At 36.6% G+C, this 23,460-nt stretch carries 16 protein-coding genes; 14 read left to right on the top strand and 2 right to left on the bottom strand.

Annotation, left to right across the window (positions count from 1 at the left end; genetic code table 11):
• Positions 1 to 44: 44 nt before the first annotated feature.
• The 13 genes from IPM56_12255 to IPM56_12195 all read left to right on the top strand — a co-directional run bounded on the left by IPM56_12255 (position 45) and on the right by IPM56_12195 (position 20,074).
• Entirely contained in the window at positions 45 to 1,664 is a 1,620-nt protein-coding gene (locus tag IPM56_12255) for a T9SS type A sorting domain-containing protein (GenBank protein ID QQS35023.1), read from the top strand.
• A gap of 146 nt (positions 1,665 to 1,810) precedes the next feature.
• Complete coding sequence (locus tag IPM56_12250) at positions 1,811 to 3,139, top strand: pyridoxal phosphate-dependent aminotransferase (protein QQS35022.1); 1,329 nt, start codon at positions 1,811 to 1,813, stop codon at positions 3,137 to 3,139.
• Between the two features lie 105 nt (positions 3,140 to 3,244).
• Positions 3,245 to 3,715 carry a PTS sugar transporter subunit IIA gene (locus IPM56_12245; protein QQS35021.1) on the top strand — a complete coding sequence of 157 codons (471 nt, stop codon included), beginning with the start codon at positions 3,245 to 3,247 and terminating at the stop codon, positions 3,713 to 3,715.
• A 62-nt stretch (positions 3,716 to 3,777) separates the two neighbouring features.
• On the top strand, positions 3,778 to 5,037 hold the full coding sequence (locus IPM56_12240; GenBank protein QQS35020.1) for a histidine--tRNA ligase: 1,260 nt from the start codon (positions 3,778 to 3,780) through the stop codon (positions 5,035 to 5,037).
• The gene (locus IPM56_12235) at positions 5,037 to 5,549 is read left to right on the top strand and encodes a hypothetical protein (GenBank protein ID QQS35019.1); all 513 of its coding nucleotides are present in this window, start codon (positions 5,037 to 5,039) and stop codon (positions 5,547 to 5,549) included. The genes IPM56_12240 and IPM56_12235 overlap by 1 nt, the downstream gene beginning before the upstream one ends.
• An 8-nt stretch (positions 5,550 to 5,557) precedes the next feature.
• Positions 5,558 to 6,418: a prolipoprotein diacylglyceryl transferase gene (locus IPM56_12230; GenBank protein QQS35018.1), complete on the top strand. Its 861-nt coding sequence runs from the start codon at positions 5,558 to 5,560 to the stop codon at positions 6,416 to 6,418.
• 16 nt (positions 6,419 to 6,434) lie between these two features.
• A complete protein-coding gene (gene rlmB, locus IPM56_12225; protein QQS35017.1) occupies positions 6,435 to 7,163 on the top strand; it encodes a 23S rRNA (guanosine(2251)-2'-O)-methyltransferase RlmB in 729 nt (242 codons plus the stop codon).
• A 1,442-nt stretch (positions 7,164 to 8,605) separates the two neighbouring features.
• The gene (locus tag IPM56_12220; GenBank protein ID QQS38295.1) at positions 8,606 to 9,178 is read left to right on the top strand and encodes a T9SS type A sorting domain-containing protein; all 573 of its coding nucleotides are present in this window, start codon (positions 8,606 to 8,608) and stop codon (positions 9,176 to 9,178) included.
• A 1,318-nt stretch (positions 9,179 to 10,496) separates the two neighbouring features.
• Entirely contained in the window at positions 10,497 to 11,024 is a 528-nt protein-coding gene (locus tag IPM56_12215; protein ID QQS38294.1) for a T9SS type A sorting domain-containing protein, read from the top strand.
• 695 nt (positions 11,025 to 11,719) lie between these two features.
• Positions 11,720 to 13,564: a T9SS type A sorting domain-containing protein gene (locus IPM56_12210; GenBank protein QQS38293.1), complete on the top strand. Its 1,845-nt coding sequence runs from the start codon at positions 11,720 to 11,722 to the stop codon at positions 13,562 to 13,564.
• A gap of 13 nt (positions 13,565 to 13,577) precedes the next feature.
• Positions 13,578 to 16,076, top strand: coding sequence for a T9SS type A sorting domain-containing protein (locus IPM56_12205; GenBank protein ID QQS35016.1), 2,499 nt, complete (start codon positions 13,578 to 13,580; stop codon positions 16,074 to 16,076).
• Positions 16,077 to 16,162: 86 nt separating this feature from the next.
• Positions 16,163 to 18,529 (top strand): T9SS type A sorting domain-containing protein, encoded by a 2,367-nt coding sequence (locus IPM56_12200; protein QQS35015.1) that lies wholly within the window; start codon positions 16,163 to 16,165, stop codon positions 18,527 to 18,529.
• Positions 18,530 to 19,129: 600 nt separating this feature from the next.
• The gene (locus IPM56_12195; GenBank protein QQS38292.1) at positions 19,130 to 20,074 is read left to right on the top strand and encodes a T9SS type A sorting domain-containing protein; all 945 of its coding nucleotides are present in this window, start codon (positions 19,130 to 19,132) and stop codon (positions 20,072 to 20,074) included.
• A gap of 28 nt (positions 20,075 to 20,102) precedes the next feature.
• Here the strand turns inward: IPM56_12195 and IPM56_12190 are convergent, their stop codons facing one another.
• Together IPM56_12190 and IPM56_12185 are read right to left on the bottom strand one after the other, a co-directional pair.
• Entirely contained in the window at positions 20,103 to 20,651 is a 549-nt protein-coding gene (locus IPM56_12190; protein QQS35014.1) for a BMC domain-containing protein, read from the bottom strand.
• Positions 20,652 to 20,669: 18 nt separating this feature from the next.
• Positions 20,670 to 22,007 carry a 4Fe-4S dicluster domain-containing protein gene (locus IPM56_12185; protein QQS35013.1) on the bottom strand — a complete coding sequence of 446 codons (1,338 nt, stop codon included), beginning with the start codon at positions 22,005 to 22,007 and terminating at the stop codon, positions 20,670 to 20,672.
• A gap of 432 nt (positions 22,008 to 22,439) precedes the next feature.
• On the opposite strand from IPM56_12185, the gene IPM56_12180 reads away from it, so the two are divergent.
• Positions 22,440 to 23,372, top strand: coding sequence for a T9SS type A sorting domain-containing protein (locus IPM56_12180; GenBank protein ID QQS35012.1), 933 nt, complete (start codon positions 22,440 to 22,442; stop codon positions 23,370 to 23,372).
• The last annotated feature ends 88 nt before the right edge of the window (positions 23,373 to 23,460 follow it).

Genomic DNA, 23,460 nt, shown 5'->3' with positions numbered 1-23,460 from the left:
AGTTCAATTCAGTTTATCCAAAAACAAATTAAAACGGAGGTTACATGCTGCATAAACTTACTTTATTAGTAATACTATTTTCAGGAATAATCCTCGGTCAAACCGGGTGGACACAAATGACATCATTACCAAATGGGGCAAACATCAATTCAATTTCAGTTGTTGATCATAATATTGTTTGGGTTGCCTGTGACGGCAATTCGGTTTATAAAACAACTGATGGAGGTGCTTCCTGGTTACTAAGAAATAGCGGACTTCCCACAGGAAATTTATATGGCATCTCTGCAATCGATACAACAAATTGCTGGGTTGGAACAGTTGCCGGAAGTATTTACAGAACATCGAATGGCGGTCAGAGCTGGACATCGCAGATCGCTGTATCAGGTAGTTTTATTAATGGTATAAAAATGTTCGACTTAAATTATGGTGTATATACCGGTGACCCAACAGGAAGTGGGCAGCCTTATCAAATGAGATTTACTACTAACGGTGGAACAAATTGGTATCTTGCGCAAAATTCTCCTGTTGCAGGAAATGAATTTGGTGTTATTAACGCGTGGGACTGGATTGATACAACACATTTCTGGATTGGTTCTGCAAATCTTACAGCAAGTGCAACAACTTCAAAAATTTTCAGAACATCAAACGGTTACAGCGGAACATGGTCATTTACAAATGTTGCCGGAACAGGCGGAACTGCCGGGTTATATTATCAGGCTGTTGCGTTTACAGATCTGAATAATGGTATGGCTGGTTCAAATGGAAATAACATAATGAGAACAACAAACGGCGGAACAAGCTGGACAGCGGTAACACTTCCTACAGGTGTTACAACATTTGCGGCAATAAACATGCACGGGATGAAAGATGGTTCAAATACAATTCGTCTATCACTTAATGAAACCACAGGCTACCGGTTATTCAAAACCACAAACTACGGAACAACATGGGTAGAGGAGGTTGTTCCCGTTGTGGCAGCTACAAACGGAATTCAGCATATGCAGTTTGTAAATGCAAATTTCGGATTTGCAGGTGGTGCGGCAGGAATGGTTTTAAAGTATGATAATGAAGTTCCAGTAGAACTGACCTCATTCACAGCCCAGGCAGGTTCAGGTGAAGTAATCCTAAACTGGTCAACAGCAAGTGAACTGAACAACTTAGGATTTGAAATCCAGAGAAGCACAGTAACCGGCGAACAGACAGGTGAATGGACAATGGTAGGCTTCAAAGAAGGACACGGAACAACATCAGAAGCACAGAACTACACATATAGTGATGATGTAAGAGACATCAATGCAGATGCAGTAGTATACAGACTGAAACAAATAGACTTCAATGGAAACTATGAATATAGTCCTGAAGTACTGGTAGATAACTTAGTCCCGCTGGTATATGGATTAGAGCAGAACTATCCGAATCCATTCAACCCGAGCACTGTGATAAAATACAATTTACCATCAGAGAACTATGTAAGCCTGAAGGTGTATAACACATTAGGTCAGGAAGTAGCCACATTGGTAAATGAAATAATGGGAGCCGGCAGTCACGAAGTAAGCTTCAATGCAAAAGACTTAAGCTCAGGAATCTATTACTACACATTGAGAGTAAGTGAATCAAACGGAAATGAAAAAGTATTCACCAACAAAATGATGTTGATGAAGTAATATTTTTTTTAGCTCCCTTGAAATACAGGGAGCTTTTTTATCTTCAAAAATTTTATTCCCGATTTTTCAACAGATTCTGTATTTTTGTAGCAACAATATTGTTGAATAATCAATCCCAATAAAAACTCAAAAGTATCGGGGGAAATATGACAACACACACTGATACACCTATCAATTTTGAAACAGTCAAATCTAAAATTAGAGAAAGCAATCTCCCTTCCATTGGAAGAGCTTCAATACGTGAAATTAAAAAACTGATAGACAGTATTCAAAATGTAACCGGTGATGAGTACATACGCATGGAAATGGGAATACCAGGACTTCCGCCATCCCAAATAGGTGTTGAAGCTGAAATAGCTGCTCTTAAAAAAGGGGTTGCTGCAATCTATCCGGATATCCAGGGCATCCCGCCGTTAAAGCAGGAAGTTGCCAGGTTCGTAAAATTATTTATGGATATTGATGTTAATCCTGAACATTGTATTCCGGCGGTTGGCTCAATGCAAACCGGTTTTGCGTCAATGATGACTGTAAACAGGATGGATGCAAAAAAAGATAAAATTCTTTTTATTGATCCGGGATTTCCTGTTCATAAACAGCAATTGCAGGTACTCGGTATGAAGTGGGAGTCATTCGATGTTTATGAATACCGGGGTGAAAAGTTGAGAAATAAACTCGAATCATATTTAAGTAAAGGTGACATATCAGGATTACTTTATTCAAATCCGAATAATCCATCATGGATATGTTTTACCGAGCATGAACTTAAGATCATTGCAGAACTTGCTGACAAGTATAATGTTGTGGTGCTCGAAGACCTTGCATACTTTGCAATGGACTTCCGCAAAGATTTATCGAAACCCGGTAAACCACCATTCCAGGCAACCGTTGCACGTTATACTGATAATTTTATTCTTATGATTTCCGGTTCAAAAACATTCAGCTATGCAGGACAGCGAATTGGTGTAATGGTAATTTCAGAAAAATTATTTAACACTTCGGCTCCCGATTTAAAGAGATTTTATTCCTCCGAAAGATTCGGACACGCTATTGTGTTTGGATCTTTATACCCGCTGAGCGCCGGAACATCGCATTCAGCACAATACGCCTTCGCCGCTATGCTTAAAGCCGCAAATGATGGAACTTTTGATTTTGTTCAATCAATAAAAGAGTACGGCGAAAAAGCTAATGTGATGAAAAAACTTTTTACACAAAACGGATTTAAAATTGTTTATGACCTGGATGAAAATGAACCAATTGCCGACGGGTTTTACTTTACAGTAGCATATCCCGGAATGAGCGGGGATGAACTGCTCGAAAAATTATTATTCTATGGTATAAGTGCAATATCTTTGCTGATAACAGGAAGTAAACGCAGCGAAGGCATACGTGCCTGTGTATCGTTAATTAGGAAAGATCAGTTTCCTGTGCTTGAGCAAAGATTAAAAAAATTTTTTGAACATCATCCTCTGAAATAATTAATTATTATTTATCAGGATGCAAATTGATTAACAAACAGGGGCATGTTAAATTGCGTCCCGATTTAATTACCAGATTCTTATAATGATTACCGGTGTTGATTAATGAAAGTTTCAGAACTCCTATCAGAAAAATTTGTTATTGCAGATCTTAAAGGCGAATCTAAAGAAGATATCATCAACCAGCTGGTTGATTTATTTAACGGTGATGATAGAATAGTTGATCTTGAAAAAGTAAGAACGGCTGTTCTTGAACGCGAAAAAATTATGTCAACAGGAGTTGGTAAAGGTTTTGCTATTCCGCATGGTAAAACCGGCGCAGTCAAAGAAATCATAGCCGCGTTTGGAAAAACTAAAAATGAAATTGATTACCAGGCATTGGATGGTAAACCTGTACACATTGTCTTTTTATTAGTCGGCAAAGATAATTTAGTAAGCACTCACATTAAATTGTTAAGCAGGATTTCACGAATGATGAATAAAGACTCATTCCGTAACCAGTTATATGATGCCGGAACTGCTGCAGAAATCATTTCGCTTTTTAAAACTGAAGAAGAAAATTATTTCGATGTATAAAACTTCCATAATAAAATTTGATCGACCGGAAAGATCCTGAACTCACCCAGACCAAAACAATTATGATAAAAGCTGTAACGGGTACAAAAGATATTCTTCCATCAGAAATTTCATCATGGCATTACCTTGAAAATCTGTTGAGAGAAACCTTCAGTATTTTTAATTACAAAGAAATCAGAACTCCTGTATTTGAAGAAACCGCCTTGTTCGCACGGGGAATCGGTGAAGACACAGATATTGTAAGCAAAGAGATGTACACATTCAGGGACCGGAGCGAAACAAGTATTACACTTAAACCTGAGATGACTGCAGGTGTTGTGCGTGCATTTATTGAACATTCACTCGGCGCCCAGCAGGGATTGAATAAGCTCTACTATATATCACCGATGTTTCGTCAGGAACGCCCGCAAGCAGGAAGATTAAGACAGTTCCATCAATTTGGTGCTGAAGCAATCGGCAGTTCGTCGCCGTTGCTGGATGCTGAAATGATACAACTCGCATATCATATATTAAAGAGTCTCGGTTTAAAAAATCTTCAGGTGAAAATAAATTCGCTGGGGATTCCCGAAGTCCGTGAGAAGTATAAAAATCTGTTACGAGAATTTCTTTCGGATAAAAAGGAAAAATTATCGGAAGACAGCCGCAAACGTTTTGATACAAATATCCTCAGAATTTTTGACAGCAAAATAGAAGTTGATAAACAGATTCTAAATAACGCACCGCTGTTGATCGACTATCTTGACGAAGAAAGCAAACAAAATTTTGAAGTTGTTAAAGATTACCTGACTAAAAATGGAATTCCGTTTGACGTTGATTCTGCACTTGTCAGAGGACTTGACTACTACACAAAAACCACATTTGAAATTGTTAGTTCAAGTGTTGGATCACAGAGTGCATTGTGCGGCGGCGGGAGATATGATCTGTTGATAAATGAGCTTGGAGGCAAACCAACTCCTGCTGTTGGATTCGCCGCCGGAATGGAAAGAATTCTTCTGGCTTGTGCCAACGAAAATACTTTTGCTTTACCTCCGGAACAGCTTGATGTTTACATCGTACGAATTGATAACGGTATTGAAATGCTTGCTGCTGAGATTTGTACTGAGTTGAGAAGGCGAAATCTAAAATGTGATTATGACTATCTTGCCAGAAGTGTGAAAGCACAAATGCGTGAAGCGAATAAAATGAATGCGAGATATGTAATCTTCCTTGGCGGGGATGAACTTAAAGAAGGTTTATTGAATCTTAAGAATATGCAGAATGGTACCGAGCAGAAAGTTCTGAAGAACAGTTTCGATGAGATAAAAAAAATAATTAATAGCTGATGTCATTAAAAAAACCTAAAGAAATTCCCGGTATCGCAAAGTCCAGGAATAAATCTATAGAAAAAACAAAAGACCAGACTCCGCATAAAAAGATTTCGGCTGTTGAGTTTAAATGCAGTGTTTACTTCAAAACAATTCCTGCATCAGATGTTCAGTACTACTGTCTTGTCGTTGAAACTGTGCAGCATTTTTCTTTACTGAGTTATGAATTATCATTACAGCACCGCAAAAATAAAAATGTAATTGATGTAAGTATACTCGGGCTCAAAACAAAAAATAATTATGTGAATGAACCCGGTCCTGCTTATTCGGAATTGATGTTCGAAGAACTTTATGGTAATTATACTATTAACATTATTAAACAGGATGGAAGTATAAACAGTGCGGTATTCAACTTTAATATTTTTAAGAAAGATATTTCATTAGTTGAAGAATTTATCCCTGAAAAAGAAAACAACAGAAAATTCTGCGACTTCCTGGTTAAAAAAGAAAAATTCAGTTTTACTAAATAAGGCTTAAAATGTACCCGGAACTTTTTGATATAGGACCTCTTACTGTTTACAGTTATGGATTGATGCTCGGCATAGCATTCATAACAGCGAGTTATTTTCTTACAAAAGAAATTGAAAGAAAAAAACTTGATCCCAATATCGCGACGAACATAACTTTACTCGCAATTATTTTTGGAGTAGTAGGAGCAAAAGTATTTCATCTTGTAGAGAACTGGAAAGAGTTTTTAGGTAATCCGATTGAGATGGCATTCTCGCCCGGCGGATTAACTTTCTACGGCGGATTAATTTTTGCTATCGGTGCGATTTGGATTTACATGAAAAGAAAAAAAATCCCGTTCCTTGTTGCAGCTGATTCTGCCGCCCCATCATTAGCACTTGCTTATGGAATAGGAAGAATAGGATGTCACCTTGCAGGCGATGGTGACTATGGAATACCAACCAATCTGCCATGGGGTACAAACTATGAGAACGGAACTGTTCCGCCTTCAGCAATGTTCAGGGGAAGTGAATATGCTGCAGGTTATCCGAACGGAATACTTCCGGACAATACGCCATTACATCCAACACCTGTTTATGAATTTTTTGTTTCGGTGATAATTTTTTTAATACTCTGGAAGCTCAGAAAAAAAGAATGGTCCGACGGCAAATTGTTTATGTTTTATCTTGTATTCTCCGGCACAGCCCGGTTGTTAGTTGAATTCATAAGACTTAATCCCAGGTTATTACTTGGATTATCTGAAGCACAAATTATCTCCGTCGGTTTAATTTTTATTGGACTTGGAGGGATTGTTACGTTCAGTAAGCAGACAGCGATTAAAAAATTTGTCCCGCCGCCAATAAAACAGGAACATCAAAAACAAAAGAAGTAAAGATTTATAGAATTATATGTCATTGATAGTAGGACGCAAACCTGTTCTTGAAGCTATAAACTCTGGTGAACAAATTGAGCAGGTTTATTTTCTATACGGACAACAGGGGGGAATTGTAGATGTCATACGGATTGCAGCAAAAAAACGCGGAATAAAATGCAGTGAAGTTCAAAAAGATAGATTTGACGCACTTGTAAAAAATCAAAACTCGCAGGGGGTTGCTGCACGAAAAGCATTTCAAAAATTTTACACTGCGCAGGAAATAATTAAATACTCACGGCAAAAAAAATATCCGCTTGTACTTTTACTTGACCAGATACAGGATCCGCATAATCTGGGTGCAATATTAAGGACTGCTGAATGTTCAGGTGTTGATGGAGTTTTTATTACGCGTCACAACAGCGCATCAGTAAATGATACAGTCGTTAAAACATCCGCCGGCGCAACAGAGCATATTATGATTTGCGTTGTGAATAATATTTCACAGATGATTAAGGAACTAAAAGAAAACGGCTTTTGGATTGTTGGTTCAACATTGAGTGAATCAGTTGACTATACTGAAGTTGACTATAAAATTCCAACCGCATTAATAATGGGCAACGAAGAAAAAGGTATCAGAAAACTTACTGCGGACTTATGCGACTACAAGGTTAAAATACCTATGTCAGGAAAAATCCAATCACTAAACGTGTCTGTTGCTTCAGGCATTATCCTGTTTGAGCTTAACCGCCAAAGAAAAATTTAATTGTTGAATTAGGCACTTCTTTTACTTACGTTTGATTTAGTATTATCCGGGGATAGTATGAAAGTCAGCATAAGGATTGAAAAGGGTAATTTTCGGGCACCCGCAAATCAGGCTGCCTGCAGTTACCAAAAAAGCAAATCAAAAATAGTCCTGATTAACAATTCAAAGGGTAGACTATGAAAAAGAAATTGTTACTTCTCGTGTTACTCATCAATTCAATTATTTACTCCCAAGAATATAATTCTTTTCATTCATTGAATGGAATTGAGGATCAGCAGGGGAATACACATTTAGTATTCAGATACGGTACCAATGAGTTTAAGTATAATATATTACGAAAACTGAACACCGGGAATGGAACAGAAGATCCTTTAATCTCCGCATACATTTACAATTCCTCGGGTAACGAAAACTCTAAGTCAGTGGAGGATTTTGATTTTGCTTTTAGAAATCCGGATCATTACATCAATTGCGGCTATCGAGTAAACACACCATCACAATACGGTTATGTGTCCTATAACGATTATGTGCCGACCTCAAGGACAAGCTGGGTTAACTATGTAAGTATTTCCCGACAAAATTCACAACATTGTTTTGCAGCTGATGGCAGTCTGTTAAGAAGTTTTGATGGTGGTTTAACCTGGCCGGTCGATTCAATAAGGAATTTTAATTTCCTCGATATTTTTCCTGATAACGAAAATGAAATGTTCGGACTTGACGCGCAATCAAGATTAATAAAATCAACTGACGGCGGTATCACAAGTTATTTAGTTAATACCTCAACAGCTTTTGATGCGAAGTATTACAAGTTTTATTTCGATGCAAACGGTACAACTATTTATATGTTTGTCAAGGAGGGAAATAGCTATAAACTATTCAGATCAAACAACAGGGGTGAAGCATCCACATGGTTTTTGATTTATGATGATGAAAATAAATTTTTTGTATCGGTTGATTCTGACAATCAGGGTGAGATTTATATTTCAAAAAATAACCTGGTATTAAAATCAACAAATTTTGGAACGAACTTTAATTATGTAACTGGATTTCATCAAAATGTTGTTGGTATTTATAAGAAGCCCGGTGTAGATAAAATTTATGCTGCCACTAAATACCACATCTATGAAGTTAACAATGGACTAGTAAATCCTATCAGGTCAATTGCTTTAAACACTTCTGCTTTTGAATGGTTCCCGATCCATCAAGCAAACAGATGGCTAAGAAATTACTGGACACTCGATTCATTTTGTTCTCCCGAACAAAGTCATAATGAAATGATTCAAATAACCGGCGATACATTGATTAACAATATTAAATACGAAAGATTTAATCAGCCGCTGATGACCGATGTTGAAACCTTGATAAGAATTGACTCAATAAGTGGTATAGTTTATCAATACAGTGTTGCAGCCGAAGAAGAAATATTTCTGTTTGATCTAAGGATGCAGCTTGGAGACTCTATGTATATATACCCTGAAAATGAAAATTCTTTATTGGTATGTTTCGAAATAAATTCAGATGAATTTTTAGGTGAACAACGGCCGTACAAAGTATTTGGAAACTATTTCGGGTTAGGTTACACGATAGTAAAGGGGCTGGGAATTTTTATTGATTACCTCTGTGATTTTTTCGGTCACGAAAGTACGGTAAAAGGATGTGTCATAAATGGAACAGTTTACGGTGATACAACATTCGTGGTAGGTATCGACGATGACCCTGATCAAATACCAACTGAATTTAAGTTAGAACAAAACTACCCAAACCCATTCAACCCAAGCACAAAGATCAGTTGGCAGTCACCAGTCGGCAGTCATCAAACATTAAAAGTATATGATGTGTTGGGAAGAGAAGTTGCAACACTTGTCAATGAGTATAAAGATGCTGGTAGTTATGAAGTAGAGTTTGATGGAACGCATTTGGCAAGCGGGGTTTATTATTATCGCATAGCGATCCATTCGGATCAATTAAAGGCTGGTGAATTGATTCAAACAAAAAAAATGATTTTGATCAAATAACATTATAGGGGTTAAAATGAAAAGATTAATTGCTGCACTCGTTTTGTTCATTGTAACATCACTACCTGCTCAAACATTTCACTCATTGGATGGAGTAGAAGACCAGCAGGGGAACACGCTTCTTATTTACCGGCTTGGTGAGCAGGGATTTCGATACAGTCCGGTTTACAAATACGAAGTTAACTCCGGGACAGAAACTTTTATAATGGATGCTCACTACCACTCTTTGCCTGGTGGAGAAAATGCAAAAGCCGTTCTTGATTTTGAATTCTTCCCGAACGATGCGGAAAATTTTATGAATGTCGGTTATACAATTTTTCCTGATAACCATTCATACATAGCAAAGAACGATACTGTCGTATATAGCGGGATGGGTGGATATTATCGGGTTGATATATCGAAACAAAATCCACTTAAAGTTTTTGCATTTGTCGGAGATGCAATAAGACGGAGTTTTGACGGCGGATTTACATTTCCTGAAGATTCTATTCTTCTACTTACTGATTATGAATTTTTTAATCTAACCGAGTACGATGATAATATATTCTTTGGGTATGATTTTGAAAACAGGTTTGTTAAAGGGGGTGCGCTGGTTGATACATCTAAAGTTTTCTTCGATGACTATACAAAAATTCTCTACGATGTAAATCAGTATCATGTTTACAGGGTAAATAAAACTTATGGTGGTTATGCATGTTATGTTTCTAATAATAAAGGCGATGCGTTTACTTGGACAAAAACCTATCAAAGTGAAAACCCGATATTCATCACAATTGATCCGGTACAATCAGGTGTAATTTACCTCGCAGACTGTAAGAAGATCTATAAGTCAGTAGATAATGGAAATACGTTCACCTTGTACAAAACATTAATAAGCAAAATAGTTGGTCTTTATAAGAAACCTGGAAATGAAATCCTTTACGCCGCAACGCCGTATGTGATTTATAAAATTACTCCTTCTGAAATAACTATTGTTAAGAGTTTACCCGTCACACCGGATTTATTCTCCTGGTTTCCACTTACTGTTCGTAACAAATGGGTTTATAATAGCTACTCAATATCATATACAGGGGGCGGTCCACCAATTTATGAGTTTCTTGGAACCAGGACAATGGAAGTAACAAGAGATACAATAATAAACACTAAACCATATTTCATTTTAGAAAATGACTTAGGCAACCAAATTGTCTTCGAACAAAAAATGTTATTAAGGATAGATTCGATAACAGGAAGCATTTACAGATATTGGGAAACACTGAATCAGGATTTTCCTTTCTATAATTTAAATGCTGAAGTCGGAGATACGATTTATAACCCGATGAATCAGGGGCAGCCCTACTACATTTTGCAGGATGAACTACAATCGCAGTTTTGGGATACACTACGCACAATGAGATTTTATTTTGAATATGCCCCATGTACCTGCCAGCATACATTAGTTAAAGGGTTAGGACTTGCCTCGACTTTGTTTAATGAATTTGGAGGCGGAGAAAATTTACTTAAGGGGGCGATTATTGATGGTGTTGTTTACGGTGATACAACATTCGTAGTAGGTATTGATGATGACCCTGATCTGATACCAACTGAATTTAAGTTAGAACAAAACTATCCAAACCCTTTTAACCCGAGGACAATAATCAGTTGGCAGTCGCCAGTCGGCAGTCATCAAACATTAAAAGTTTATGATGTGCTGGGAAGAGAAGTTGCAACCCCTGTGAATGAGTATAAAGATGCAGGCAGTTATGAAATAGAGTTTGATGGAACGCATTTGGCAAGTGGGATTTATTATTACCAGTTAAAGGTTGGGGAGTTTGTTGAGATCAGAAAAATGATTTTAATAAAGTGATGGTGAATAAATTGAAAATAATTGATAATAAACTCATAATCATTTACTTGATAGTTCTTTCAGCAATGGTTTTAGGTCAGACAGATTCAATAGATATGCTAAATAAATTTAATAGTGGTCAGAATTTAAATATTGAATTGAATTCTGCGGAAAATTTTCAAACGTTTGCTTATGGAACATATAATAACCGATTTGTCACATTCCCCATCTCTACGGGATACCCACTATCCAATTTATCGTTTCCTCCTTATCCAATTTTAGCCCCAAGAGCCGGAGGTATGTGTTTGGGTGGGGATAATCAATACTACCTAGTAAGTGATAGAATCTACAGATTAGATTCAATAAGTTATCCATCACCGGGACCCACGGTGATCGCCAGTATCCAGGGAATCACCGCAGATCAAAGAGCTCGAGGATTAGCATATAATTCATTTACAGGAAAATATTTTCTTTTAACAAGAGCAGATACTTCTTTTAAGAATCATATATACCAAATTAATATAGGAACCGGCAATACAAATTATATCGGTGAAATAAATGTCGACGGAATTTTTGCTGATCTTGCCATTACCTGTGATGGTAGTTGTTATACCTATGATGTTTTAACAAGCGCTGTATACAAGTTAAATCTTGAAACACTTGAAACCAATTATATTGGACAACTCGGATTTCCCTCTTCGAATTGGAGCCAAGGAATGGATGTAGATAGGAAAACAGGTATAATTTATATTAGCACCTATGATACCTATTGGGAGTATGCTCAATTAAGAACCCTTGATCCCTTGACAGGTCACTCTAATTTAATTCATAGTTGGGGACCACACGTAGTTGAAGCGTTTACTATTGCTGAAAAATGTCAACCAATTCCTCTAGTTGAAAACGCTTTTGACCCTATACCGGTCTCCGGTACATTCAATGTTCCAACATCACTAGAATTTCTTGAATGGCAAAATGGATCAAACGCTACAAGTATAAATCTTTCATTCGGTGAGATATGGGATATTAATTCAGTTTATAATGGTCCTAACGTACCGGCATTTCAGCCGCAGGAAATATTTGCCAATAAAATTTATTGCTGGAAGATAGCATCTGAAAATAACCAATTACCTCGAAAAAATTATTCCTCCACCTGGATATTCGGGACTTTTATTGATCCTGTAATCGTTAATGTTTTTGAAGATTCATTCGAAAATGGCACAACAAATTGGACATTGGTGAATGATTTAGGTCACGGTATTTGGACAAATTATGTGGATCAGTACCCAAATAATTATTTGTTACCAACAACTTCTGAGGGTGGAGTATTAGCAGCAGATGCTGATGTGTGTGGTACAGGTGGTACTCAAGTACACACTACGGCAACATTAAATCAAATTTTTGATTTTTCGTTATTTACCTATGTGTGGCTTGAATTTGACAATGATATTGCAATTTACAACTCACTAGATAAATCAACGATTGAAGTAAGTACAAATGCGGGAAATTCCTGGACTGCAGTATGGAGTAAAACAGGAATAAACCTCAGAAATACAAATGAAATAATTGACTTAAGTGTTTTATGTGGTGGTAAAAATAATATCAAAGTTAGATTTAAATCTAATCAACCAAGCTGGGGATTTTGGTGGGTTATAGATAATATAAAAATAAAAGGAATCAAATGTGAAGAATGCACACCTTTTAGGCCCACAAATTTATGGAGCTCAGGCGCTGGAATTGGTAGAATTAGATTAACGTGGAAGGATAATTCAAATAATGAATTAGGTTTTAATATCGAAAGAAAACTTGGCGATTCATTAAGCACCAATGAATTTATAATAATTGATTCCGTTGACTCAAATTCAGTTTCCTATATTGATACTACTACTTCGACAGATGATTATTATACATATCGTGTTGCATCTTACAATACTTATGGATCTGCCGGGTATTCAAATTGGCGCTCAATAAGAGGTGTGATTCCTGTAGAGTTTATCATTTTTTCGGGTAGTCAATCTCTTAGTAAAATAGATTTGATCTGGTCAACCGCATCCGAATTAAATAATCAGGGCTTTGAAATAGAACGCAGCACAAATAAAACTGATTGGATAAAGAAAGGATTCATATCAGGTCAGGGCACAACCACAGAACAACAAAACTATTCCTTCACAGATGATATTAACGGAATAAATGTTCCAAAACTTTATTACCGCTTAAAACAAATAGACTTTGATGGAAGTTATGAATACTCAGAGATTGTAGAAGTAACTGTATCACCAATGAAATTTTCTCTCTCCCAAAACTACCCCAACCCATTTAATCCAAGCACGAAGATAAGCTGGCAGTCACCAGTCGGCAGTCATCAAACATTAAAAGTTTATGATGTACTTGGAAGAGAAGTTGCAACGCTTGTTAATGAGTACAGAGATGCAGGCAGTTATGAAGTTGAGTTTGATGCATCTAAGTTGGCAAGCGGGGTATATTATTATCAGTTGAAGGTTGGGGACCAGCCTGACGGCAAGGCAGGGTTTGTTGAAACGAAAAAAATGATGGTGATAAAATAACAAGGAGGGATTGATGAAAGCATTGCTGAACATAATTGCTACAACCTTAATTTTTATTGGTTGCACTGACAAAATTTTTCCTCAATTAACATATGGGTGGAAAGACTTTAATCCTTATGAGTTATATGAAGGATCGCATATTCAATTTATAAATGATAGTATTGGCTGGATAATGCCGCACTCTAATCACTATCAACTTTTTGAAAATAATGCTTTGTTTAAAACAATTGATGGAGGAAAGACATGGGATTGTATCCACCAGCTTGAAGCAGGAGTATTTGAGTTCCCACGGCAAAGACCATTTATTTTTACTGATGCAGATACCGGTTATTATTTTTATAGAATACGCAATACTTTTGGATGGAAAATATGGAAGACTACAGATGGAGGATCAAACTGGAATAATGTTTATTCTTTCAGCGGAGGTATTTTCAAAAACTCTTTTTTTATTAATGGCAAAGTTGGATGGATTAGTGATTATAGCAAATTATATAAAACCACAGATGGCGGAACAAACTGGTTTAAAATTTCAAATTTACAGAGTTGGTTTGAAAGCTGGCCATTCTTTTTTGATGAAAACAAGGGCTTTTTCTTAAGAGCGCAGGTTGGAGCATCGGAACTATATAAAACGACAGATGGACAAACATGGAATTTTGTAGCTGACTGGAGTGGGTTGGTAGAATCTGTTAGTTTTATTGATGAGTTGAATGGTTATATAACTATCAATCATATTTCATTGGGCAGAGTTTTAATGAAAACAACTGATGGTGGAGTATCCTGGTCAAATTTATCAACTCTCTCTGTAATCAACCCAGTCAATTTAGTGGAAGCTAGGGACTCCATTGTAGCTGCAGCAGCTTTTGATTATAGTTTGAATATTACTTCGTTTTACGTTTCAACAAATTCTGGTTCCAGTTGGAATGTGATGACAATTCCTGGTCACGGGTTATACGGCGGGTCAGCAATGATAAACATTATTAATCCTAACAAAATATTCCTCACACTGGATAATTATGTTTTTAAAATAACTGATTTGGGAAACAGTTGGGAAAAAGTCGCGATTGGTCCAACTCATAATCTTGAAAGTATTATTAATGTGCTTGGAGGTAAGCCATTTGCGGTTGGATGGAAAGAAAATCCGCAAACAATGCAAATTGAAAGTGCTGTTATAGGTTATCATCCGCTGTGGAGAGTAAAATCAATTTATGAGAATAAAAAACTCAAATGTATATCAGCAAAAAACAACACAGAGATTTTTATTGGGGGATATGATTATTCGAACGGGGGCAAATCACTAATTTATAAGTGTGATAACCAGGGGAACAACCTCGAGGAAAAATACAGTTCAATTGGCAGTATAATTAATGACATTTCCTTTGTAGATGCTAACAATGGAATAGCTGTCGGTGGACAGGGAACTATAGTAAGAACCACCGATGGAGGAAACTCTTGGGCTGAACATTCTTCAATTATTAATGAAGAGCTTAACACAATTAAGTTTGGTACACAGCTTGGTTTCATAGGAGGGGCAAATGGACTTTTATTACGAAGCACAGACTCCGGAAATAACTGGGTACAAATTCCGCTTAATATCAATAAGGAAATAAAATCTATATTATTTTATTCGTTAACCACAATTTGGCTGGTCGGTAAAGACGGATTAATAATGAGATCTGAAGATGCAGGTATCTCCTGGTCTCAGGTAAATGCTTCGAGTGAATATGATTTTAACTCTATAGTTATGATGAGTCCGATTCACATTGGAATTTACGGTCGAAAAAAGATTGACAATAGTCCATTGATAATGGAAACTCATGACGGTGGCAACTCCTGGGTATTTATTGGAACTCCCGTTCAATTAGAATCCATAAATTTTGTATATCCAAATGGTTCTAATGCCTGGGCAGCTGGAGACAAAGGAACTATTTTATATTCAAGTCATTGGTTTACCCCGGTTGAAATGAGTTCATTCATTGCTGTTTATTCAAATGGTAGCGTTCAGCTTAACTGGTCAACCGCCTCAGAGTTAAATAACCAAGGTTTTGAAATTGAGCGCAGTACAAATAAAACTGATTGGATAAAAATTGGATTCAAAGAAGGCCAGGGGACAACAACAGAACAGCAAAATTATTCTTACACTGATGATGTTAATGGAATAAATATTTCAAAGCTTTATTACAGATTAAAGCAAATGGACTATGATGGAAGTTATGAATTCACAGATATAGTTGAAGTAACTGTAGCACCGTTAAAATTTTCTCTTTCCCAAAACTATCCAAACCCATTCAACCCGAGCACTAATATAAGTTGGCAGTCACCAGTAGGCAGTCATCAAACTTTAAAAGTTTATGATGTGCTGGGAAGAGAAGTTGCAACACTTGTAAATGAATACAGAGATGCTGGTAGTTATGAAGTTGAGTTTGATGCATCTCAGTTGGCAAGCGGGGTATATTATTATCAATTGCGAACTGAAAAATTTTCTGAGACAAAAAAAATGATGGTGGTGAAATAAAATTATCAGGGATTCAATGCAATGTTGATGTTATATCTAAAAATAAAACATTGAAGAATATACTTTAACATTTTAAGGGAAAACATATGAAACCGATTCTACGGGTTATACTTTTTTTACTTTGCATATCACAAGTACAAGCTCAATGGCTATGGGTTAATCCAAAACCCCAGGGAAACTTTCTTTTGGATATGCACCTTTTTAATGCGGACTCATTTTTAATTGTTGGTTATTCCGGTACAGTCATGAAAACTTCTAATAAAGGTAATGAATGGAGTATTAAGCATTTCACCAGTTATACTAATCGAATGGGTCCAGTCGCGTTTGCTGATAAGGATCTTGGATATGCCCTGGGTACATATGGAGATTTTTATAAAACAACAGATGGCGGGACAAATTGGAGTATTCTTAATTCTTTTAACCAATGGAAAAATGCAATATTATTTTCTAGTTACAATATTGGATATATTTTTGGCGATGATGGTAGTATTCTTATAACATCAAATCGAGGAATAAATTGGAATCCCCAAAACAGCAATACGAATCAGTCACTTAATTCAGCTTCTTTTATTAATGATCTAATTGGGATTGCTGTTGGTGAAAACGGTACTATTATTAAAACCACTAACGGCGGAATTAATTGGAGTCAAAAGATTAGCAATACAACTTTTGAGCTTAACTCAGTTAATTTAGTTGGTGAACAAGTGGGAATTGTTGTTGGCGAAAATGGTGTAATACTCAAAACAATCGATGGTGGGGATTCGTGGTTTTTTTTAAACTGTGGTTTTTCTGATTATTTAACATCAGTGACCTGCCTAGACGAAAATAATTTTATAACAATTAGCCATTTGGGAAAGATTATTAAAACAACGGATGGCGGAAATAATTGGTCAGCAATTACCTATGATGAAAATATTTATTTAAAAACAATTAAATCGATTAATAACAATGTTTACGTGGTTGGGAATTTTGGTCTTATCTTAATCTCTACGGATGCGGGAGCAACTTGGAATGAAAAAAGTAACCATATTACAATATCAAGTTTAAGAGGCATGTCAAAAGTAAATCATAATTTGTTTTGGATTGTAGGCGATAAAGGTGTTGTGCTTCATTCACCCGATTCTGGTGAAAATTGGATAGCTCAAAATAGCGGAGATAGCAATGATCTTTATTCGGTTGATTTTATAGATCCAAATAATGGTTGGGCAGTCGGATTAAATGGAACAATTTTACATACAACGAATGGTGGAAGTAATTGGCAGACACAACAAGCCCCGGTAAGCATGGATCTTTGGAAAGTTGATTTTTATAATTCTGATTTTGGTATTGCTATTGGCGACTATGGAACAATTATTAAAACAACCAATGGCGGGCTTACTTGGCTTAATCGAACTACTGGTTCCACTGCATTTTATGATGTTTTTATAATAAATTCTAATTTAATCTGGATATCCAATACTTCCAGAAACCTTTATAGATCAACTAATCAAGGAGATGTATGGACTCAAGTCGCGACGCTTCCAACTTCTGTCTCTTCAATTTTTTTTATCGATTCTTTGAAAGGATATTCTGGTGCATCACCTGGAATTTATAAAACAACGAATGGAGGCGTTAACTGGTCATATACGGGTGCTGCAGACTATATTTATGATATAAATTTTATTAATAACAATATGGGCTGGGCATGTGGAAGAAACGGTTCAATCTTTAAAACAATAAATGGGGGGAATAGTTGGATCCCGTTTTATTCAATACTTAATGAAAAAGTTACAAATAATAATTTATACGGAATCTTATTTATTAACGAGTCAAAGGGATTTGCTTGTGGTTCAGGTGGAGTCATTATTAAAACACTAAATGCTGCCCCAACTCCAGTAGAACTAACTTCATTTACTACTTTTTATTCAAACAATTGTGTTAAGCTAATCTGGGCTACAACTTCAGAGATAAATATTCAAGGCTTTGAAATAGAACGCAGCACAAATAAAACTGATTGGTTAAGGATAGGATTCATAGAAGGCAGAGGCACAGCAACAGAGCAACAAAACTATTCCTTCACAGATGATATTAACGGAATAAATGTTCCAAAACTGTTCTACCGATTAAAACAAGTAGACTTTGATGGAAGTTATAAGTACTCGGATATAGTTGAAGTAATTATAGCACCGATAAAATTCTCTCTCTTCCAAAACTACCCAAACCCATTCAACCCAAGCACAAAAATAAGTTGGCAGTCACCAGTCGGCAGTCATCAAACATTAAAAGTTTATGATGTACTTGGAAGAGAAGTTGCAACACTTATCAATGAGTATAAAAATGCTGGTAGTTATGAAGTTGAGTTTGATGCATCGCAACTAGCAAGTGGGGTATATTATTATCAGCTAAAGGTTGGGGACCTGACTGACGGCAAGGCAGGGTTTGTTGAAACAAGAAAGATGGTTTTAATAAAATAACGCGAGTTAATTATGAAATTTATTTTTTCCCTTATTGCAATCTTTTCTTTAGTGGTAAACGCACAGTGGCTGCAACAAAATAGCGGTACAACTGAAAATCTAAAAGCTGTATTCTTTATTAATATGAATGAAGGCTGGGCTTGCGGTGAAAATGGACTAATCATTAAAACAACAAATGGAGGTAACTCCTGGGAAATACTTAATTCTAATTCTAATGCCTCACTTAGTATAATACAATTCATTGATGCTAACACTGGCTGGGCTGGTGGCGATGATGAGTTTATAAAAACGACTGATGGGGGAAACACATGGAGTTCATCTACCTGGCCAGCATCGAACTACCTGGTTCGGTTTAAGTTTTTTAACTCCAACAACGGTTGGGCAGTTTCAAACAACGCAGCAATTTTAAGACATATTTATCATACAACAAACGGAGGTAGTTCCTGGGATATCAGATATCAAACATCATCAGAAATTTTCGAAGCAATGGATTTTATAAACGATACTTCAGGAATTGTTATTGGGTGGTCAGGTTTGCTAAAAACGACTGATGGTGGAAACAACTGGAATTATTATCCGGTTACATTTACAGGTGCCCCAATGTGTTTGGAACTTAAAGACGGACAATCTGGATTCTTGAGCCATAATACTCTTGGTAGCGCCCAATTTTCAAAAACCACTGATGGAGGATTAACCTGGACACAGCCATATTGGAGTAATACGCGGTTTATTCAATCCATTGATTTTCTTAATAACAGTTTGGGGTACGCAGTTGGATTTAAAATACAGGTACCCCCGAATCCTAATCTCGATTTTGTTATGATAACAACAAATGGAGGTGTTAATTGGTATGAACAGTATTTAAACACCGGAGTGTTAAACTCAGTTTTTTTTATTAATGAAAATCTCGGATGGGCTGTGGGGGACGATGGAAAAATTATTCATACAGTAAACGGCGGTACACCGGTTGAGCTAATTTCATTCACAGCCAAACTTGTTAATGATAAAATACTTATTGACTGGTCAACAGCCTCAGAATTAAATAACCAGGGTTTTGAAATAGAACGCAGTACAAATAAAACTGATTGGATAAGAATTGGATTCAGAGAAGGTAAAGGCACAACAACAGAACAACAAAACTATTCCTTCACAGATGATATTAACGGAATAAATGTTCCAAAACTTTTCTACAGATTAAAACAAATAGACTTTGATAGAAGTTATAAGTACTCGGATATAGTTGAAGTAATTATAGCTCCGATAAAATTTTCTCTCTCCCAAAACTACCCAAACCCATTCAACCCAAGCACAAAGATAAGTTGGCAGTCACCAGTCGGCAGTCATCAAACATTAAAAGTTTATGATGTACTTGGAAAGGAAGTCGCAACACTTGTTAATGAGTACAGAAATGCAGGTAGTTTTGAAGTTGAGTTTGATGCATCGCAGTTAGCGAGTGGGGTTTATTATTATCAGTTGAGAGTTGGTGATCTACCTGACGGCAAGGCAGGGTTTGTTGAAACCAGGAAAATGATATTAATTAAATAAGCGATAAGAATTCGATTCAATAAAACAATTATATCCATGACTGAAGTATTTCTTTTCTCGGTGAAGGAATAACAACCTTCTGTACCAGCAAACCTTTCTTTGAGATAGACGCGGCTCCGGCTTCAACTGCAGTCTGTACAGACGCTACATCGCCGGTAAACATCACATAACCTTTTCCTCCGATAGCCATTGCAAGATACACAGTGATCAATTCAACAGATGCGGACTTTACCGCTGCGTCAGCAGCTTCTATGATTGATGCTACTGAAAATGATTCAATGACTCCCAGAGCTTCTAAAGTAACTGGCGGAGTAATACCGCTTATAGCAGGGAATATGGAAGGGTGAACATTCGGGATTACAAACTGATCAACTAATTCTTCGCCGCTTCCTTCAATTCCTGTTTCAATACTTGCATTAACAGCATCAACATCACCGCCGATCAGTATCATATATTTGCCCGGACAAATTGTTCTGTTAACAATAATTTCTATATCAGCACGTTTTAACATCGCGTCAGAAACTTCAATACCTTTCGCAATGCTTGAAAGTTCAATTAATCCTATCGCTGATTTCATCTGTCGATGTCCTTCAAATTAATTCGTTAAAATTAATATTCCGTTATCTGATACTTCCTTTACAATTCCGCTTATACTTGCATGAACAGGAACACTAGAATCATTGTTAGCTGAAACTGCGATCAATTCACCTTTATTCACTCTCATTCCTATAGAAACAATTGGAGTTGAAACATTTCCAAATCCATATTTAAGCGGAACAATCACTCTTTCAAATCCGAATGTTGATGAAATGAATTCCGCTTTCCTGTCATATTTTTTTAATCCAAGTCTCTGATATAAAGAAGTGATAGGGATTTCGCGACCGTCGCGTGCGGGATGAATATCTCTGAACACTTCTTCAAGCTGATCTTTTGTAAATCCGTTTTTATTTTCTTTCAATCTTGTTTTTGTATCAACACAAATATTTTTCGGATCAAGTTTTTCAGGACATGCAAACAAAGTACATACATTACATTCGCAGCAGTGTTCAGCCCATTGATTTAATCTGTCCTTTGCGTCGCCGGTCATCTGTAATGATCGCATAACAAGATGAGGTTGTATCGGGTAACCAAGAATGTATCGCGGGCAAAGTTGTGTGCAGAAAGTACATTGATCACAAGTGCTGTGTCCGGATTTGTTATAGGATTTTGATGGAGATGTTTTTCTTACTACGAGTGTATGGTCAGCAGGTAAAACAATTAAACCGCCAAGAGTTTTATTTACTGTAACAGATAAATCAGTTTCAACTCCTCCCATCATCACTCCGCCTGTAAGAATAACAGGATCTTGAACCGAAGGACCACCTGCAAGCAATAAACAATCATTAACAGATATGCCAACAGGTACTTTTACTGTTACAGGATTTTGAACCGCACCGGTTATTGTTAAATATTTTTCTGTCACAGGAACATCATCGACTGCATTTGCAATGTTTACAAGTGTTTCAACATTGTTTACAACACAACCGACCATCAACGGAATTCCACCGGGCGGAATTCTTTTACCGGTAACCTCGTAAACTAAAATAAACTCATCACCGGCAGGATAAACATTTTCAGAAATATGAATATCAATTTTTTCTTTTTTCGCTGACGGGTATAGTAACTTAACCAGGTCTTCATTTTTTCTTTTGATAGCAAGTGTAGCTTTTGAAGCTCCGGTCAATTCGCGTACTATAGATATGCCCGCAATCAGTTTCTCAGTTTCCTGAAGCATCACCTCACGGTCTTTGTAAAGAAGCGGTTCACACTCCACACCGTTTGCAATTATGTGATCAACCTTTGAAGTGAGTTTTTTGAATGCTGGAAAACCAGCACCACCAGCACCTACAACACCTGCGTCACGTATTTTATTTAGAATTGAAATTTCAGTCAAAGTGATCCTTATATATTTTTGCCGGTATTACTTTTCATATTCTGAATTCTAAACCGCCGAAAAATAATTAATTAGGCTGTCAAAAACCTTCATTGCAGTCTTTTTGTTTATTGAATATCAGTCTTAGTAAAAGTGATTTGGGTTTATAAGTCCCATTGATTTTAATTGTTAGAGACAAATAAGAGCCACTTGTTTTTTACGGGAAATTATTTGATGTTATACTCAATCACAAAATGATTACTTAAGGAAGGGTAAACTTGATTACTCTTCAAACCTCTACTGCTTCAATCACTGCATTCCTTAAGTGTTAACTGTTCCTGGTTAGATACTCTACGTTTGTTGTTCAATTGTGTGTCATTGATCCTTGTTCTCCTTAACAACCCAAAGTTCAATACGGATTAGTATTAGTCGGTGATCCTGTTCAAGTGTTTCATGGATTTGATGGCTCTTATAATTAATTATTTTTCAACATTCCTTGAGGTATATATGAAACCTGTTTTTCGATTTATTCTGTTGGGACTTTTTCTCTTTAATTCTGTTATTGAAGCACAAATTAACAATGGCGGTTTTGAAGATTGGGATGCAAACTTAGATCCTATTATGTGGCTTACAAATAATACAACAGGTTCATTCATACCGGTTACCAGAACTAGTGATGCTTTTGCCGGAAGCTGGGCTGCTCAGGGGGATGTTGTTACATTTAGCGTATTCACTGTAGGACCATCTATTATTGGCGGAGAAATGGGTGAAGGTATCCCAATTAATTTTCGTCCATCGGCTTTCAGGGGAATGTATAAATTTACTTCTGTTGAATCCGATTTCTTACAGGTTCAGGCAAACTTCATGAAGAATGGAGTTGGAATCGGAGTTGCCGCTAACAATTTAAGTCCCGCAGCGAATTATACTGAGTTTAGTATCCCGACCGCTTTTATAAATAGTGAAGTTCCGGATTCTGTTCTCATTGCTATATTCGTTACACATGCAAGAGGATTCCCTCACGTTGGCAGCAGAGTTATTATCGACGATCTTTCATGGAGCGGTGCGACTGATATAAATGATCCCGCAGGTACACAGATTAGTAAGTATAATTTAGAACAGAATTTTCCAAACCCATTCAATCCAGGTACAAAGATCAGTTGGCAGTCGCCAATCGGCAGTCATCAAACATTAAAAGTTTATGACATGCTTGGAAGAGAAGTTGTAACATTAGTTGATGAGTACAGAACTGCGGGAAGTTATGAAGCTGAGTTTGATGGCTCACAGTTGGCAAGCGGAGTTTACTACTATAAACTGATCGTTGGTGATCCGTCGTCAAACTCAGGGCAAGGGTTTATTGAAACTAAAAAGATGTTAATGATTAAATGACACAGTCGTTTAGTTGGAAATCCAGCTTTGCATGGCTGATGATAAAGCATGACAGATTGTGAATGTTATCAGCTTATAACAATGTATA

The sequence above is a fragment of the Ignavibacteriales bacterium genome (genome assembly GCA_016700155.1).
Classification (GTDB): Bacteria; Bacteroidota; Ignavibacteria; order Ignavibacteriales; family Ignavibacteriaceae.
The sequence above is the reverse complement of the archived record's forward strand: the minus strand, read 5'-3'. Positions and strand labels throughout refer to the sequence as shown.